Origin of the sequence: Citrobacter braakii (assembly GCF_002075345.1) — a bacterium.
In the GTDB taxonomy this organism is placed as follows: domain Bacteria; phylum Pseudomonadota; class Gammaproteobacteria; order Enterobacterales; family Enterobacteriaceae; genus Citrobacter; species Citrobacter braakii.
Genome location: NZ_NAEW01000017.1, coordinates 25577 through 41470 on the forward strand (window position 1 = coordinate 25577; position 15894 = coordinate 41470).

The 15894-nt window shown below is 52.5% G+C and carries 14 protein-coding genes; 4 read left to right on the top strand and 10 right to left on the bottom strand.

Features of this window, described 5'->3' with window-relative positions; genetic code table 11:
- Window positions 1-47: 47 nt before the first annotated feature.
- Together ghxP and soxR are read right to left on the bottom strand one after the other, a co-directional pair.
- Complete coding sequence (gene ghxP / locus BZK42_RS22795; RefSeq protein ID WP_016155449.1) at window positions 48-1397, bottom strand: guanine/hypoxanthine transporter GhxP; 1350 nt, start codon at window positions 1395-1397, stop codon at window positions 48-50.
- A gap of 604 nt (window positions 1398-2001) precedes the next feature.
- Window positions 2002-2460 (bottom strand): redox-sensitive transcriptional activator SoxR, encoded by a 459-nt coding sequence (gene soxR / locus BZK42_RS22805; RefSeq protein WP_016155363.1) that lies wholly within the window; start codon window positions 2458-2460, stop codon window positions 2002-2004.
- A gap of 86 nt (window positions 2461-2546) precedes the next feature.
- Between soxR and soxS the strand changes: the two genes are divergently transcribed.
- On the top strand, window positions 2547-2870 hold the full coding sequence (gene soxS / locus BZK42_RS22810; protein WP_016155362.1) for a superoxide response transcriptional regulator SoxS: 324 nt from the start codon (window positions 2547-2549) through the stop codon (window positions 2868-2870).
- Between the two features lie 2 nt (window positions 2871-2872).
- Here soxS and BZK42_RS22815 read toward each other — a convergent pair whose 3' ends face one another.
- On the bottom strand, window positions 2873-4459 hold the full coding sequence (locus BZK42_RS22815) for an EAL domain-containing protein (protein WP_080860345.1): 1587 nt from the start codon (window positions 4457-4459) through the stop codon (window positions 2873-2875).
- Between the two features lie 551 nt (window positions 4460-5010).
- Between BZK42_RS22815 and BZK42_RS22820 the strand changes: the two genes are divergently transcribed.
- Window positions 5011-5292, top strand: coding sequence for a YjcB family protein (locus tag BZK42_RS22820; protein ID WP_016155360.1), 282 nt, complete (start codon window positions 5011-5013; stop codon window positions 5290-5292).
- A gap of 66 nt (window positions 5293-5358) precedes the next feature.
- Here the strand turns inward: BZK42_RS22820 and ssb1 are convergent, their stop codons facing one another.
- Window positions 5359-5883, bottom strand: coding sequence for a single-stranded DNA-binding protein SSB1 (gene ssb1, locus BZK42_RS22825; protein WP_003826621.1), 525 nt, complete (start codon window positions 5881-5883; stop codon window positions 5359-5361).
- 251 nt (window positions 5884-6134) lie between these two features.
- Here ssb1 and uvrA point away from each other — a divergent pair, with 251 nt between their 5' ends.
- Entirely contained in the window at window positions 6135-8957 is a 2823-nt protein-coding gene (uvrA, locus tag BZK42_RS22835; protein WP_016155358.1) for an excinuclease ABC subunit UvrA, read from the top strand.
- A gap of 94 nt (window positions 8958-9051) precedes the next feature.
- Here the strand turns inward: uvrA and BZK42_RS22840 are convergent, their stop codons facing one another.
- The 5 genes from BZK42_RS22840 to dnaB all read right to left on the bottom strand — a co-directional run bounded on the left by BZK42_RS22840 (window position 9052) and on the right by dnaB (window position 14363).
- The gene (locus BZK42_RS22840) at window positions 9052-9408 is read right to left on the bottom strand and encodes an MmcQ/YjbR family DNA-binding protein (RefSeq protein ID WP_016155357.1); all 357 of its coding nucleotides are present in this window, start codon (window positions 9406-9408) and stop codon (window positions 9052-9054) included.
- Between the two features lie 126 nt (window positions 9409-9534).
- Window positions 9535-10248 carry an acid phosphatase AphA gene (gene aphA, locus BZK42_RS22845; RefSeq protein WP_003826615.1) on the bottom strand — a complete coding sequence of 238 codons (714 nt, stop codon included), beginning with the start codon at window positions 10246-10248 and terminating at the stop codon, window positions 9535-9537.
- Window positions 10249-10497: 249 nt separating this feature from the next.
- Complete coding sequence (gene tyrB, locus BZK42_RS22850) at window positions 10498-11691, bottom strand: aromatic amino acid transaminase (protein WP_080860347.1); 1194 nt, start codon at window positions 11689-11691, stop codon at window positions 10498-10500.
- A gap of 129 nt (window positions 11692-11820) precedes the next feature.
- The gene (gene alr, locus BZK42_RS22855; RefSeq protein WP_016155354.1) at window positions 11821-12900 is read right to left on the bottom strand and encodes an alanine racemase; all 1080 of its coding nucleotides are present in this window, start codon (window positions 12898-12900) and stop codon (window positions 11821-11823) included.
- Between the two features lie 47 nt (window positions 12901-12947).
- Window positions 12948-14363, bottom strand: coding sequence for a replicative DNA helicase (gene dnaB, locus BZK42_RS22860; RefSeq protein ID WP_003826610.1), 1416 nt, complete (start codon window positions 14361-14363; stop codon window positions 12948-12950).
- Between the two features lie 64 nt (window positions 14364-14427).
- On the opposite strand from dnaB, the gene BZK42_RS22865 reads away from it, so the two are divergent.
- Window positions 14428-15411, top strand: a complete 984-nt coding sequence (locus tag BZK42_RS22865; protein WP_016155445.1) for a quinone oxidoreductase — start codon at window positions 14428-14430, stop codon at window positions 15409-15411.
- A gap of 232 nt (window positions 15412-15643) precedes the next feature.
- Here the strand turns inward: BZK42_RS22865 and pspG are convergent, their stop codons facing one another.
- Window positions 15644-15886 carry an envelope stress response protein PspG gene (gene pspG, locus BZK42_RS22870; protein WP_016155352.1) on the bottom strand — a complete coding sequence of 81 codons (243 nt, stop codon included), beginning with the start codon at window positions 15884-15886 and terminating at the stop codon, window positions 15644-15646.
- Window positions 15887-15894 lie beyond the last annotated feature (8 nt).

Below are 15894 nucleotides of genomic sequence, written 5' to 3' on the forward strand. Positions count from 1 at the left end.
ACGGGCGGCCAAAGCCACCCGTTTTCAGAATCTTCATCAAATGAGGATTAGATAGCCCAACCACCAGCGTAGAAGGCCACCAGCGCGATGGCGATGACCACTGTGCCGATGTTCAGTTTGCGCCATTCGCCAGAGACGATACGGCCAATCACCAGGGTAGCAAAGCCAATCATAATGCCGGTCACGATGTTACAGGTCAGCACGATAAATACGGCCGTTACCAGCCCCGCCATAGCGTCGACAAAGTCAGCAAAGTCGATTTTCGCTACGTTGCTCAACATCAGCAGGCCCACATACATCAGCGCAGGTGCCGTTGCATATACTGGTACAAGATAAGAGAGCGGAGAGAGGAACAGGATCAGCAGGAACAGTACGCCAACGGTGATCGCCGTCAGGCCAGTTTTGCCGCCTGCCGCCGTACCCGCTGCGGATTCAATATAAACCGCCGCCGGTGCAGCGCCCACCAGGCCAGAGAACACGCTGCTCAGGGAGTCGGTGGTCAGCGCTTTGCCGCCGTCAATAATCTGTCCGTCTTTATCCAGCAGATTCGCCTGTCCGGCTACCGCACGGATGGTTCCGGTCGCATCGAAGACAGCGGTCATGACCAGCGCCAGCACGCTCGGCAGTACGATCGGGTTTAGTGCGCCCATAATATCCAGGCTACCGATCAGCGAGTTACCGTTTTCGTCGCTCAGAGACGGCATGGCAAAAATACCGGAGAAATGTACGGCCGGGTCGAAAATCAGACCCACTACGGAAATACCGATAATAGTCAGCAGGATGCCGCCCGGTACTTTCAGTTTTTCGAGGCCAATAATCACCGCCAGACCTACCAGCGACATAATCACCGGGAAGGTATCGAAATCGCCCAGCGCAACCGGCAGGCCGTCCAGCGGGTTTTTAATAACCAGACCCACGCCGTTTGCCGCAATCAGCAGCAGGAACAGGCCGATACCAATCCCCGTACCGTGCGCAACACCCTGCGGTAGATTGCGCAGGATCCAGCTACGAATACCGGTCGCGGAAATGATGGTAAACAGGACACCCATCAGGAACACCGCACCCAGCGCAACAGGCACGCTGATATGTTGTCCCAGTACCAGGCTGAATGCGGTAAACGCCGTCAAAGAAATGGCGCAACCAATCGCCAGCGGCAGGTTTGCCCACAGGCCCATCACAATAGAACCGACGCCCGCGACCAGACAGGTTGCCACAAATACAGCGGCAGGCGGAAATCCGGCTTTACCCAGCATCCCCGGAACCACGATAACGGAGTAGACCATGGCCAGGAACGTCGTTAATCCGGCAACGACTTCCTGACGAACGGTACTGCCGCGGAGCGAAATTTTAAACCAGGCGTCGAGTGAACCGCCGGTACGCGCTGAAGGCGTAGACATAGAAAACATCCCCTGAGAGTTTATTTTTTCGTCATTATGCGTGCTGGACAATCCACTGCCTGCTAAACGTTTTCTCCATGTGCCAGGTTTGCGTCAATAGGGGTGTCGCAAAAAAGCAAACGTTTAGCTCCGCGCATAAAAAACGGGTGGTAAAAAAAAGCAAACGATTATCCAGCGATCATACGCTGGTTTTCAACTGAACTTTGCCGCTTTTTACTCATTTCTTCTTATAACGCGCAATAAATAATCAGTCGATGCGCAAACGTTATCGTCAATGCGCAGTCTGGCAACAAAATTTGCGGAGTTATTACAACATCGGTGTGCCTTTTTCACGCAAACTTGCGCAAGAAAACCGGTGAAGATGCGGAAAATTTTTTGGCTAAAAAATCACCATTTCACTGGTAAATGGAGAGAGGTGGCTTACAATTACATTATCAACACAGACCGGAACCTCACCTAATGTGCTCGACTGAGGGGTGTTGATGTCGGGGGAAACCCTCCCGTGAACCAGCGGGATAGAGTGAAAGACAAAGACCGGAACCAAACTAAAGCGCCCTCTGTGGCGCTTTAGTTTTGTATCCGTCAATCCATCAGATATTTCACATCAATCATCTTCCAGCAGACGCGCCCCGGTCCCCTTCTCGCCAAGCTGATCGCCTGGGTTACGCAACGGGCAATCGCTGCGCGACAAACAACCGCAACCAATACACCCATCCAGTTCATCGCGTAGCGCCACTAAAGTATGAATGCGTCGATCCAGCTCTTCACGCCATTGCGAAGAGAGCTGCTTCCACTCTTTAGCACTGAGCGAATGTCCTTCAGGTAATACGCCGAGCGCGTCACCGATCGTTGCCAACGGGATCCCGATGCGTTGAGCAATCTTGATAATCGCCACATAACGCAACACATCACGTCTGTATCGGCGCTGATTGCCGCTGTTGCGCATACTGCTGATTAACCCTTTGCTTTCATAGAAATGCAGGGTTGATACCGCTACGCCGCTACGCTTTGCGACTTCACCTGGCGTAAGCAGCGCTTTTATTCGGGGTAATTTCTTTTCCATAAATCGCTTTACCTCAAGTTAACTTGAGGAATTATACTCGCCCACAGACAAAACGACGAATCGAATACTGAAAAAGAGGCAGCCCTATGTCCCATCAGCAGATTATTCAGACCCTTATTGAATGGATTGACGACCATATCGATCAGCCGCTGAACATTGAGGCGGTGGCGAAAAAATCAGGTTACTCGAAGTGGTATTTACAGAGAATGTTCCGCACGGTGATGCGCCAGACGTTGGGTGACTATATCCGCCAGCGTCGACTCCTGCTGGCTGCTGTTGAACTGCGGACGACCGAGCGACCTATTTTCGATATCGCGATGGATCTTGGTTATGTATCACAACAAACCTTCTCACGCGTGTTTCGCCGCGAGTTTGATCGTACCCCCAGCGATTACCGCCACCGCCTGTAAGATTATTGCCCGCTCTGCGTCAGTATGGCGGGCGACCGTTGTATCCAGTGCATGAACTCCTGTGGCGGCAGCGCCTTCGCAAAATACCAGCCCTGACAATACTGTACGCCACGTTCGCGCAACCACTCGATTTGCTCAACCGTCTCTACCCCTTCCGCAATCATCTTCAGGTGTAAGCTTTGCGCCATTTCGATGATATGTTCGGCAATCAGGTGACTGGTGCTGTTGGTGGACAACGTACTAATAAATGATTTGTCGATCTTCAGGATATCGATATTCAACGCGGATAAATTGTGTAGATTGGAATATCCCGTCCCAAAATCATCAAACGCCACTTCATAACCCGCCTGACGAAACGCCTGGATTACCGCGGTCATTTTATCTACATCAATAAACCCGCGTTCCGTCACCTCGACTTTAATTTGCTGGGCCGCCACAGAATACTCACGGTTTTTGTCGGTAATCAGGGCAATAAGTCGGGATGAATGAAAGTCAGAAGCAGAGAGGTTTATCGAGATATAAAGCTGAGGATGCGCCGAAAGAAAATATCCTAAATCGTTGAATACCTCTTCAATCACGTAATCCGTGATCCGCTCAATCATTCCCTCTTTTTCAGCCAGCGGAATAAACTCGGTTGGGCTCATTACTTCACCATCACAGCCCGGCCAGCGCAGCAGAGCCTCAGCCCCTACGCACTGGCCGTTTTCGATATCAATGATCGGCTGGTAGTGCAGACACAGTTGACGTTTTTTGATTGCGCGTTTTAACAAGCGGCGGGGAGATAAGTATTCCTGACGCGTGCGCCACCACATTAACAGCATCAGGATGCTGCAGATAATCCCGAAAGGAATCGTTAACGCAGCCTCATGATAGAAAATCGAATGTATGCGTTTATCCGAGGTCGACACAATAATCGCAATCGGGCGTTTTTCTGAATGCACTTTGGTGTAGAAGCGATCGTCCAACTGGAAGGTTGAGGCTTCACCGCGCACCAACGGCAATAACTGCGCAATAGGCGCCCCTTCGCTGGCAGAGAAAAAAGTACCCGTTACCGTGTCATACACGCCCCAGGACAGGTCCGGGTCATCTGACATAACTTCGCTGTAAGATAATGGGTTGATGACGACAACGTAGTTTCCACGTTGCATATACGTCATTCTGTAGCCAGCGAAAAAGGGGGTATCGCGATAGTAATAGATGGAGATGTCCGGCGTACGTTTATAGTCGGCGGTCGGCATAATATAGGCGACTGGCGGCGCCATCGACGTAGAGCACAAAAAATGATCGCCCTGCGCATAAATTAGCTCGCTGATATATAAACGACCACGAATAATATCTAGCATATTTTTCTGATGTGCCGGGGTACACATCTTACCTTGATACAACAGAGCCATATCTCGCGCTAAATCGGCTTGTTGGATCACCAATTCAGTTTTATTTAACACCAGTTGCGCAAAAGAGCGAAGTTGATTACGGGTTTCGGACATTGCCCGGATTTGAGCAAACCATAACGCCAGCACCACGGGGAGCAATACCACCATGAATGTTCCGAGGAACTTCAGTATCTTGCGTCGCGCACTGTGATTCATGTCAGCCCTGTTTCCCTGTTTCGTATATGCCAGAACCCATTAAGGCAAGATGCTATAAACACCGACTGATTAAGTTGCATGAATCTATCAGTATTAGCAACAGACTTCTCTATGTAAAAGTCTGATAATAGTTGATGATGATATTATTTTTCCGTAAGGCAAACTTAAAGTTATGCTTATTTCATAACGTTATTATCCTCAAGGAGTAATTTTTTATAAGCACTATCCTGGCTTTATTTAAGAAATTCATTAGATTTTTTTAACGATGAATTTAGGATAAATAAAACAGGCAACAAAAATGCATCTTTAAGATTGATTATTTAGTATCGTTGCTTGCTTGAATATACCCACATATTTAACATGGTTATCGTCCTGCAAAAAATACGCCCAACACTGGTGAACAAACGAGCATATGTGATATAGTTCACAAAAATCATGTAACAGAAACGATGTTTCATTCATGTTATTGCCCGTCGATAGCCAGAGTACTACACCCTCGGTGAACACCCCCGCGCTGTCCTGGGCATCCAGACTTTCTGAGGACGTTTTTCATGGCAACGATAACAACTGGCGTGGTTCTTCTGCGGTGGCAATTACTCAGTGCAGTGCTGATGTTTTTAGCCAGTACGCTTAATATCCGTTTTCGTAAATCAGATTATATTGGCCTGGCCGTCATTAGCAGCGGTTTAGGGCTGGTTTTTGCCTGCTGGTTTGCGACCGGATTACTCGGCATAACCCTGGTGGATATGTCCGCAATCTGGAAGAACATTGAAACCGTAATGGTTGAAGTGATGAGTCATACACCGCCAGACTGGCCGATGGTGTTGAACTGATAACAGAATTGCATATGGCTACCCCAGTCCTGAGGTAGCCATAATTTTCAGCGAAAAGCAGAAGGATTAGAACGGAATATCGTCGTCGAAATCCATCGGCGGCTCATTAGACGGCGCTGCCGGAGCCGACTGCTGCGGGCGAGACTGCGCGCCGCCGCTGAACTGATTGCCACCTTGCGGCTGCTGAGGCTGACCCCAACCACCCTGCTGCTGGCCGCCACCTGCCGGAGCCCCACCACCCTGACGACCGCCCAGCATTTGCATGGTGCCGCCAACGTTAACCACAACTTCAGTGGTGTACTTTTCTACGCCGGATTGATCGGTCCATTTGCGGGTACGCAGCTGACCTTCGATATAGACCTGGGAACCTTTACGCAGATATTCGCTGGCAACTTCCGCCAGTTTGCCGAACAGCACCACACGGTGCCATTCAGTCTGCTCTTTCATTTCGCCGGTCGCTTTATCACGCCAGGATTCGGAAGTAGCCAGCGTAATGTTGGCAACTGCGCCACCATTCGGCATATAGCGTACTTCCGGGTCCTGGCCCAGATTACCGACGAGAATCACCTTGTTTACGCCTCTGCTGGCCATGATCGTGTCTCCTGAAAAACGTTACTGAATAAGTGTAAGCGCGGGATTGTAGCATTTCCAATAGCGCTTTTACTACGTTGCGAGATCGATTCCAGTAAACAACCCCAGACAGACATTGTTGCACAGGCATCTGCGTTTTGCATTCCAATACTGTATATCCATTCAGGTCAGGTTGTGTCATAATTAACCGTTTGTGATCGCCGGTAGCACCATGCAGCCAGGCAAAAAAGCGTTTAATCCGGGAAAGATGAATGGATAAGATCGAAGTTCGGGGCGCCCGCACCCATAATCTCAAAAACATCAACCTCGTCATCCCGCGCGACAAGCTGATTGTCGTCACCGGGCTTTCGGGCTCAGGCAAATCTTCGCTCGCTTTCGACACCTTGTATGCCGAAGGGCAGCGTCGTTACGTTGAATCCCTTTCCGCGTACGCGCGTCAGTTTCTGTCGCTGATGGAAAAGCCGGATGTCGACCACATTGAGGGGCTGTCTCCCGCCATCTCAATTGAACAAAAATCGACATCCCACAACCCGCGATCCACGGTAGGTACGATTACCGAAATTCACGACTATCTGCGTCTGCTGTTTGCCCGCGTTGGCGAACCGCGCTGCCCGGATCACGACGTTCCCCTGGCGGCCCAGACCGTTAGCCAGATGGTGGACAACGTTCTGTCGCAGCCGGAAGGCAAACGTCTGATGCTGCTGGCGCCGGTGATTAAAGAGCGTAAAGGCGAGCATACTAAAACGCTGGAAAACCTGGCAGGCCAGGGCTATATCCGCGCCCGTATCGACGGTGAAGTGTGCGACCTTTCCGATCCGCCCAAGCTTGAACTGCAAAAGAAACACACTATTGAAGTGGTGATTGACCGCTTTAAAGTCCGCGACGATCTCACCCAGCGACTGGCAGAATCCTTTGAAACCGCGCTGGAACTGTCCGGTGGTACGGCGGTGGTCGCCGATATGGACGATCCGAAAGCGGAAGAGTTGCTGTTCTCCGCCAACTTCGCCTGCCCGATCTGCGGCTACAGCATGCGGGAGCTGGAACCACGTCTGTTCTCGTTCAATAACCCAGCGGGTGCATGCCCGACCTGTGACGGTCTCGGCGTGCAGCAGTATTTCGATCCTGACCGGGTGATCCAAAATCCGGAACTGTCGCTGGCCGGTGGTGCTATCCGCGGCTGGGATCGCCGTAACTTCTATTACTTCCAGATGCTTAAGTCACTGGCGGAACACTATAAATTCGACGTTGAAGCCCCATGGGCCAGCCTGAACCCTGCCGTGCATAAAGTGGTGCTGTACGGTTCCGGTAAAGAGAATATCGAATTTAAATACATGAACGATCGCGGCGATACGTCCGTACGCCGCCATCCGTTCGAAGGCGTATTGCACAATATGGAGCGCCGTTATAAAGAGACGGAATCCAGCGCGGTACGTGAAGAATTAGCCAAGTTCATTAGCAACCGACCGTGCGCCAGCTGTGAGGGGACGCGTTTACGCCGGGAAGCCCGCCACGTATTTGTCGAAAATACGCCGCTGCCCGCGATTTCCGACATGAGCATCGGTCACGCCATGGATTTCTTCAACAACCTGAAGCTTGCGGGTCAGCGAGCGAAGATTGCAGAGAAAATTCTCAAAGAGATTGGCGATCGTCTGAAGTTCCTGGTCAACGTCGGCCTCAACTATCTGACGCTGTCGCGTTCAGCAGAAACGCTCTCCGGCGGCGAAGCCCAGCGTATTCGTCTGGCAAGCCAGATCGGCGCAGGTCTGGTCGGCGTAATGTACGTGCTGGATGAACCGTCTATCGGTCTGCATCAGCGCGATAACGAGCGTCTGTTGGGTACGCTTATCCACCTGCGTAATCTGGGCAATACCGTCATTGTGGTTGAGCACGATGAAGACGCGATTCGCGCCGCTGACCACGTTATCGACATCGGCCCCGGCGCGGGCGTTCACGGCGGCCAGGTGGTTGCCGAAGGTACGCTAAAAGATATCATGGCCGTGCCTGAGTCGCTGACCGGCCAGTACATGAGCGGTAAGCGCAAGATTGAAGTGCCGAAACAGCGCGTGGCGGCAGACCCGGAAAAAGTGTTGAAGCTAACCGGCGCGCGCGGTAACAACCTGAAAGATGTCACCCTGACGCTGCCGGTTGGTTTATTTACCTGCATTACCGGTGTTTCCGGTTCGGGTAAATCGACGCTAATTAACGACACGCTGTTCCCGATTGCGCAGACGGCGCTGAACGGCGCCACGCTGGCTGAACCCGCGCCATATCGTGATGTTCAGGGCCTGGAACATTTCGACAAAGTGATCGACATTGACCAAAGCCCGATTGGCCGTACGCCGCGCTCTAACCCGGCAACCTACACCGGCGTGTTTACGCCAGTGCGCGAACTGTTTGCCGGCGTGCCGGAGTCGCGTGCGCGCGGTTATACTCCGGGTCGTTTCAGCTTTAACGTCCGCGGCGGACGCTGTGAAGCTTGTCAGGGCGACGGCGTGATCAAAGTCGAAATGCACTTCTTACCGGATATCTACGTGCCGTGCGATCAGTGTAAAGGCAAACGCTATAACCGCGAAACACTGGAGATTAAGTACAAGGGCAAGACTATCCACGAAGTGCTGGATATGACGATTGAAGAGGCGCGTGAGTTCTTCGATGCCGTTCCGGCGCTGGCGCGTAAGCTGCAAACGCTGATGGACGTGGGTCTGACGTACATCCGACTGGGTCAGTCCGCCACCACGCTCTCGGGCGGTGAAGCGCAGCGCGTGAAGCTGGCGCGTGAACTGTCCAAACGCGGTACCGGTCAAACGCTGTATATTCTCGATGAACCGACCACCGGTCTGCATTTTGCGGATATTCAGCAACTGCTGGACGTGCTGCATCAACTCCGGGATCAGGGCAACACCATCGTAGTGATTGAGCACAATCTGGACGTGATAAAAACCGCTGACTGGATTGTCGATCTCGGTCCGGAAGGCGGCAGCGGCGGCGGGGAAATTCTGGTTTCAGGCACACCAGAAACAGTCGCTGAGTGTGAAGCCTCACACACGGCCCGTTTCCTCAAACCACTGTTGTAATCATGCCGATGGCGCTACGCTTATCAGGCCTACAAAATATGCATAATTGCTTGTAGGCCGGATAAGGCGCTGGCGCCTCATTGCGGAAAAAAGATCAGGACTGCGCCAGTATCCGGCGTTTATCTTCCGGCAGCGTGTTTACGGCCTGCTGATAAGAGGCGTCTACCAGGTAGTAGATTTGCGAATCCGGCAGCGAGCCGTCCAGATACACCGTACTCCAGTGCGCCTTATTGAGATGCCGGCTTGGCCGTACATCGCTATGCTGCTGACGTAACAACTCTGCCAGTTCCGGGCTGGTTTTCAGTGACACCGCCGGGCGTTCTTCCACCTCTTTTACCATGGCAAAAAGCACATCTTCGACTTTGATTTGTGTGGCCTTCCAGTCACTGTGTACGCTCTGCTCGGCGCCCATTTTTGCCATGCAGTATTGCAGCAACTCCGAATTCGTCATCTTAATTCCCCTTACCAGCATATTGCCTAATGAGAACATCTTTTATTCAGTGTGCAGCAAGTCCGCAAAAGGTAAAAGCAGGTAACGCAAATTTGTTTAAAAAAACAACAACCGCAAGCAACGTCCTCAATACTCCGAGTTGACGATCACCTCTTCACCAAACGCGCCGGCCTGTGGCAACGGTTTATAAGTGGAGTTAGAAGCGCGTAAAATACGAATGCCGCGAATACCCACGTCTCGGGCGGCGGTAATGTCATTATCAGAGTCGCCGTAGAACATACGGATATTTTTATCCTGCAGCCACTGCGTTTTCGTATTCTGGCCCGGCTTATCACCGGCAAAAATGACCGGGTTCATATTGCCGGCCGGGATGTGAAAGTTATCGGACAGCGTTTTCGACACCGTTTCGGTCTTCGTCTGGCTACGCCCGGTTACGAAAAAGATGCTGTCGCCGCGACGCACGTGCATATCAATCAACTGACGCGCCACTTCTTTCGGAATGCTGAATTCGTCCCAGCCATTGTTCATTTTTTCCCAGAAGGCCGGATTTTTCAGGTAATCCTCACTGTCCGGAGAATACGTTTTTTTTCCGCGCCAGAAGCCTGGGCTGGAAAAGAGGACGGTGTCATCGATATCAAACCCGACGGCCATCGGCGGGCGTCCGGTCAGGCTGTTTTCAATTTGTGCCACGGAGACCCAGTGAATGGGTGCCTGCTCAGCGAGTTTTGCAACGTTGGTGCCTGGATTAAGCTGAGAGGGAGAGGAAACTAACGCCTGGGCCGGCTGATTTAGCGTGAACAATAAACAAACGGCACTCAGTGCCAACGTAAACTTGCGCATATTTTTCCCTAAGTAGTCAGTTAGTTATCATTTTTTTATTAACAACTGGTCAAAAAACTATCTGACCTTACCCCTTAGGGGGAGGGAAAGGAAGGATTTTCTCTGGTTTTGTCCTGGAAAAAGAGCATGATCACATTGGAAAACAGGCCAATAGCACGCTGAAAGAAAGTAGGCCGGATAAGGTGATTACACCGCCATCCGGCAATACAATGCCTGATGGCGCGACGCTTATCAGGCCTAAAAACCCGGTTACATGACAGCGGCAAATGCCTTCGCCACGCGTTGCACGTTACCGTGATTTAACCCGGCCACGCACATACGACCACTGGCTATCAGGTACACACCGAACTCATCGCGCAGGCGATCGACCTGAGCAGCGCTTAGCCCGGTATAGCTGAACATCCCGCGCTGTTGCAGCAGGTAATCAAAGTTACGACCAGGGATCTCCGCATTCAATACGTTAACCAGCGCCTGGCGCATCGCCAGAATACGGGTACGCATCTCTTCGACTTCCGCCAGCCAGCTGGCTTTCAGCGCGTCATCACCCAACACTGCGGCCACGACCTGCGCACCAAAGTTTGGCGGGCTGGAATAGTTACGACGCACCGTCGCTTTTAGCTGCCCCAGAACGCGGCTGGCGGCATCAGCGTCTTCACAGACCACTGAAAGTCCGCCGACACGTTCGCCGTACAAAGAGAAAATCTTCGAGAATGAGTTGCTGACCAGTGCAGGTAATCCGGCGCTGGCAATGGCGCGGATCGCATAGGCATCGTCTTCCATTCCACCGCCGAAACCCTGGTAAGCAATATCCAGGAACGGGATCAGATCGCGAGCTTTCAGGATCTCAATGACACCATCCCACTGCGCGGGGGTTAAATCCGCACCCGTCGGGTTATGGCAGCACGGATGCAGCAGTACGATACTGCGCGCCGGTAAGGTGTTCAGCGTGGCCAGCAGGTCGTTGAAACGCACGCCATTGGTGGTGTTGTCATACCAGGGGTAAGTACTTACTTCGAACCCAGCACCTTCAAAAATCGCGATGTGGTTTTCCCAGGTCGGATCGCTGACCCACACGCCAGAATCAGGGAAATAGCGTTTCAGGAAGTCTGCGCCAACCTTTAGCGCACCGGAGCCGCCCAGCGTCTGAATCGTTGCGACGCGCTGCTGCTGGAGAACCGGATGCTCTGCGCCAAACAGCAGCGGCGCAATAGTATGGCGATAAGTGTTCAGACCTTCCATCGGCAGATACAGCGAAGCGCCATGCGGTTTGGCATTCAGTCGGGCTTCCGCTTCTGCCACCGCTTTAAGCTGAGGAATAATGCCGTCTTCGTTGTAGTACAGACCGATGCTGAGGTTCACTTTGTCGCTACGTGCATCGTCTTTGAAACGCTCCATGAGCGATAAAATCGGGTCGCCGGCGTAGGCGTCAACTTTTTGAAACACGTGTGGTTCTCCAGGTTTACAGGCAGGGGTTAAGAACACAATAAACCGGAAGCGGGAGAAGATCGAGAGGATGTTGAGAGGAATATTGCCGGATGGCGGCGTAACCGCCTTATCCGGCACATCATGAACTTAATCGATATACTTCATTGCCACCCTTGAGGTCAGGCGCGTGATAAGTTCGTAAGCACTTACTTTCGTCATTTCAGCAATGCGTTCAACGGGCAGGCCTTCACCCCACAGGATAACCGAATCGCCGGCTTTATCCTGCGCCTCGGGACCTAAATCGACGCAAATCATATCCATCGCGACGCGACCGACGATCGGCACTTCACGGCCATTGACCAGTACCGGTGTCCCAGACGGCGCAGCGCGCGGATAACCATCGCCATAGCCCATCGCCACCACGCCCAGACGCGTGTCGCGCTCGCTCAGCCAGGTTCCACCATAGCCAACCGGCTCGCCCGCTTTGTGTTCACGCACCGCAATCAGGCTGGAAGTGAGCGACATCACCGGCTGGCAGCCAAAATCGGCACCGATAGAGTGGTTTTCCAACGGCGATACGCCATACAGAATCAGCCCCGGACGCGCCCAGTCGAAGTGAGACTGCGGCCACAGCAGAATACCACCCGACGCGGCGATCGAACGCTGACCCGGTTTGCCTGCGCAAAAGCTATTGAAGATATCGAGCTGCTTTTCGGTCGCGCCGCACTCAGGCTCGTCCGCACGCGCAAAGTGGCTGACGATATTGACCGGCTGGCGGACGTTTTCGCATTGTGTCAAGCGCTGATAAAACGCCTCGGCCTGCTCCGGACGCACGCCCAGGCGGTGCATTCCCGTGTCGAGCTTCATCCAGACGGTGACCGGTTCAGCCAGTACCGCGGCTTCCAGAGCTTCAAGCTGCTCCTGGTTGTGGACGGCAGTATGCAGACGCTGCGCGGAGATAGTCGGCAGATCGGAAGCATCAAAAAATCCTTCCAGCAGCAGGATGGGCTGCGTGATCCCTCCCGCTCGCAACCGCAGGGCTTCTTCAAGACGAGCGACACCAAAAGCGTCCGCATCGGGGAGCGTTCGCGCGGTCTCTAACAGACCATGGCCGTAAGCGTTCGCTTTCACGACCGCAACCAGTTTACTGGCTGGAGCCAGTTCACGCAGACGTTGCAGGTTGTGTCGCAGAGCGCGGCGGTTAATGACTACAGTTGCCGCTTGCATTTGTATTCCTTGATAAGTATTTGCTTGAGTAACCTGATTCAGTGTTGTTATTCGTCGTCGTACTGCGGGCCAGCATAGTTATCGAAGCGCGACCACTGACCGTTAAACGTCAGGCGCACCGTACCGATCGGGCCGTTACGCTGTTTACCGATAATGATCTCGGCGATACCTTTCAAGTCGCTGTTTTCGTGATAAACCTCATCACGATAGATAAACATGATTAAGTCGGCATCCTGCTCGATGGAGCCGGACTCACGCAGATCCGAGTTGACCGGACGCTTATCGGCGCGTTGTTCCAGAGAGCGGTTAAGCTGCGACAGCGCCACCACCGGCACATGCAGTTCTTTCGCTAACGCTTTCAGCGAGCGGGAAATTTCAGCAATTTCCAGCGTACGGTTGTCGGAGAGCGACGGCACGCGCATCAGCTGCAGGTAGTCGATCATGATAAGTCCGATACCACCGTGTTCGCGGGCGATACGACGGGCACGTGAGCGCACTTCCGTTGGCGTCAGGCCGGAGGAGTCATCAATATAGATGTTTCGTTTCTCCAGCAAAATACCCATTGTTCCGGAAATTCGCGCCCAGTCTTCATCATCCAGTTGACCGGTACGGATTTTGGTTTGGTCTACACGTGAGAGTGAGGCCAGGGAACGCATCATGATCTGTTCTGAGGGCATTTCAAGACTAAAGATAAGAACCGGCTTATCTTGCAGCATCGCCGCATTTTCGACGAGGTTCATTGCAAATGTCGTTTTACCCATCGACGGACGCGCGGCGACGATAATTAAGTCTGACGGCTGCAAACCAGCAGTCTTTTTATTGAGGTCGTCATAACCGGTGTTGACCCCGGTGACACCATCGTGTGGCTGCTGGAACAGCTGTTCGATACGCGCGACGGTAGCGTCGAGCACATCGGTAATATTTTTCGGACCTTCGTCTTTATTGGCGCGACTTTCAGCAATTTTAAAGACGCGGGATTCCGCGAGGTCCAGCAGATCTTCACTGGAACGGCCTTGCGGATCAAACCCGGCTTCCGCGATCTCGTTCGCCACCGAAATCATGTCACGAACAACGGCACGTTCGCGAACAATATCCGCATAGGCACTAATGTTCGCTGCACTTGGCGTATTTTTAGATAACTCAGCCAGGTAAGCAAAACCGCCGACGCTGTCCAGTTGCCCCTGAACTTCCAGCGATTCTGCAAGCGTGATCAGATCGATGGGTTTTCCCATCTCCTGCAGGCGATGCATTTCGGTGAAGATGTGCCGGTGCGGTCGGGTATAAAAATCTTCCGCCACCACACGCTCAGCCACATCGTCCCAGCGCTCGTTATCCAGCATTAAACCGCCCAACACCGACTGTTCCGCTTCAATCGAGTGCGGCGGTACTTTCAGCCCGGCGACCTGGGGATCGCGCTCACGAGCATCAGTCTGTTGTTTGTTGAAGGGTTTATTTCCTGCCATAGTGAATGGAGTTACCGAGATAATGATTGGGTCGAAAGATTACCACATTTCTTTTGGAGGAAGCATGGCAACACGTATTGAATTTCACAAGCATGGTGGCCCTGATGTACTCAAGGCTGTGGAGTTTACGCCTGTAGACCCGGCGGAAAATGAAATCCAGGTCGAGAACAAAGCGATTGGGATCAACTATATCGACACCTATATCCGCAGTGGTCTTTATCCACCGCCTTCTCTGCCCAGCGGTCTGGGTACCGAAGCCGCAGGCGTGGTCAGTAAAGTCGGTAGCAAAGTGACGCACATTAAAGCCGGCGATCGCGTGGTTTACGCTCAGTCTCCCCTGGGCGCCTACAGCTCAGTGCATAACGTCCCGGCGGATAAAACCGCTATTTTGCCCAACGCTATCTCGTTTGAACAAGCTGCCGCCTCATTTCTTAAAGGGCTCACCGTTTTTTATCTGTTGCGTAAGACCTATGAAATTCAGCCCGATGAACCATTTTTGTTCCATGCGGCAGCAGGCGGCGTCGGTATGATTGCCTGCCAGTGGGCAAAAGCATTGGGTGCGAAGCTGATTGGCACCGTCGGTAATGCGCAAAAAGCGCAAATTGCGCTGCAGGCCGGCGCATGGCAGGTCATTAACTATCGTGAAGAGAGCATTGTAGAACGTGTAAAAGAGATCACTGGCGGTAAAAAAGTGCGGGTGGTGTATGACTCGGTGGGGAAAGATACCTGGGAAGCCTCACTGGATTGCCTGCAGCGCCGGGGGCTCATGGTCAGCTTTGGTAATGCTTCCGGACCGGTGACTGGCGTTAACTTAGGCATTCTGAATCAGAAAGGTTCGCTGTACGTGACTCGCCCTTCACTCCAGGGTTACATCACCAACCACCATGAATTAACCGAAGCCAGCAATGAGCTTTTCTCGCTGATTGCCAGCGGAGTGATCAAAGTGGATGTCGCACCGGGCCAGACGTTCGCACTGCACGACGCGCAGCGTGCTCATGAAGTGCTGGAAAGCCGGGCCACACAGGGGTCGAGTTTGCTGATCCCGTAACGCCCTCATTTCCGCTAAATAATTCAAGCCGCCAACAAACCTGCGGTTTGAATTATGAAGGGGGAAGAAAGAATTAGGGCTTCCCATAGGAAGCCCTTTCTTTTTTTAGTTCGGCTGTATGTAGGGTACAGCTCGATGAATTCGTTAACCTGGCAATAGTGACAGATTTGATAATCAATTCCTATTTGCTTCTAAAGGCAATGTTGCAGGTTGTGACACACCGCTCAATACCTTAGTAAAACCGGCGGTTATTGCGCTGATACTGTGGGACTTTTGGCGCTTTTATCGCCTTGATAACCCACACCACGGCAACGGCCAATAACAGCCAGGGCAACAGTTTAATCATCAACGCAAATAGTCCGCCCAAAAACATCACCACAGTGGCTACCACCAATGCGGCCAGCACTCCCAGCAAAGATACGCCGGTGACCATCAGCATGATAAAAAATCCAATCACAAAAAGTAGTTCCAGCATGGCTCTCT

What these genes read in the sequence shown, in the direction of transcription:
- ghxP (WP_016155449.1), bottom strand. Translation starts at nt 1,397, where the DNA reads ATGTCTACGCCTTCAGCGCGTACCGGCGGTTCACTCGACGCCTGGTTT.
- soxR (WP_016155363.1), bottom strand. Translation starts at nt 2,460, where the DNA reads ATGGAAAAGAAATTACCCCGAATAAAAGCGCTGCTTACGCCAGGTGAA.
- soxS (WP_016155362.1), top strand. Translation starts at nt 2,547, where the DNA reads ATGTCCCATCAGCAGATTATTCAGACCCTTATTGAATGGATTGACGAC.
- BZK42_RS22815 (WP_080860345.1), bottom strand. Translation starts at nt 4,459, where the DNA reads ATGAATCACAGTGCGCGACGCAAGATACTGAAGTTCCTCGGAACATTC.
- BZK42_RS22820 (WP_016155360.1), top strand. Translation starts at nt 5,011, where the DNA reads ATGGCAACGATAACAACTGGCGTGGTTCTTCTGCGGTGGCAATTACTC.
- ssb1 (WP_003826621.1), bottom strand. Translation starts at nt 5,883, where the DNA reads ATGGCCAGCAGAGGCGTAAACAAGGTGATTCTCGTCGGTAATCTGGGC.
- uvrA (WP_016155358.1), top strand. Translation starts at nt 6,135, where the DNA reads ATGGATAAGATCGAAGTTCGGGGCGCCCGCACCCATAATCTCAAAAAC.
- BZK42_RS22840 (WP_016155357.1), bottom strand. Translation starts at nt 9,408, where the DNA reads ATGACGAATTCGGAGTTGCTGCAATACTGCATGGCAAAAATGGGCGCC.
- aphA (WP_003826615.1), bottom strand. Translation starts at nt 10,248, where the DNA reads ATGCGCAAGTTTACGTTGGCACTGAGTGCCGTTTGTTTATTGTTCACG.
- alr (WP_016155354.1), bottom strand. Translation starts at nt 12,900, where the DNA reads ATGCAAGCGGCAACTGTAGTCATTAACCGCCGCGCTCTGCGACACAAC.
- dnaB (WP_003826610.1), bottom strand. Translation starts at nt 14,363, where the DNA reads ATGGCAGGAAATAAACCCTTCAACAAACAACAGACTGATGCTCGTGAG.
- BZK42_RS22865 (WP_016155445.1), top strand. Translation starts at nt 14,428, where the DNA reads ATGGCAACACGTATTGAATTTCACAAGCATGGTGGCCCTGATGTACTC.
- pspG (WP_016155352.1), bottom strand. Translation starts at nt 15,886, where the DNA reads ATGCTGGAACTACTTTTTGTGATTGGATTTTTTATCATGCTGATGGTC.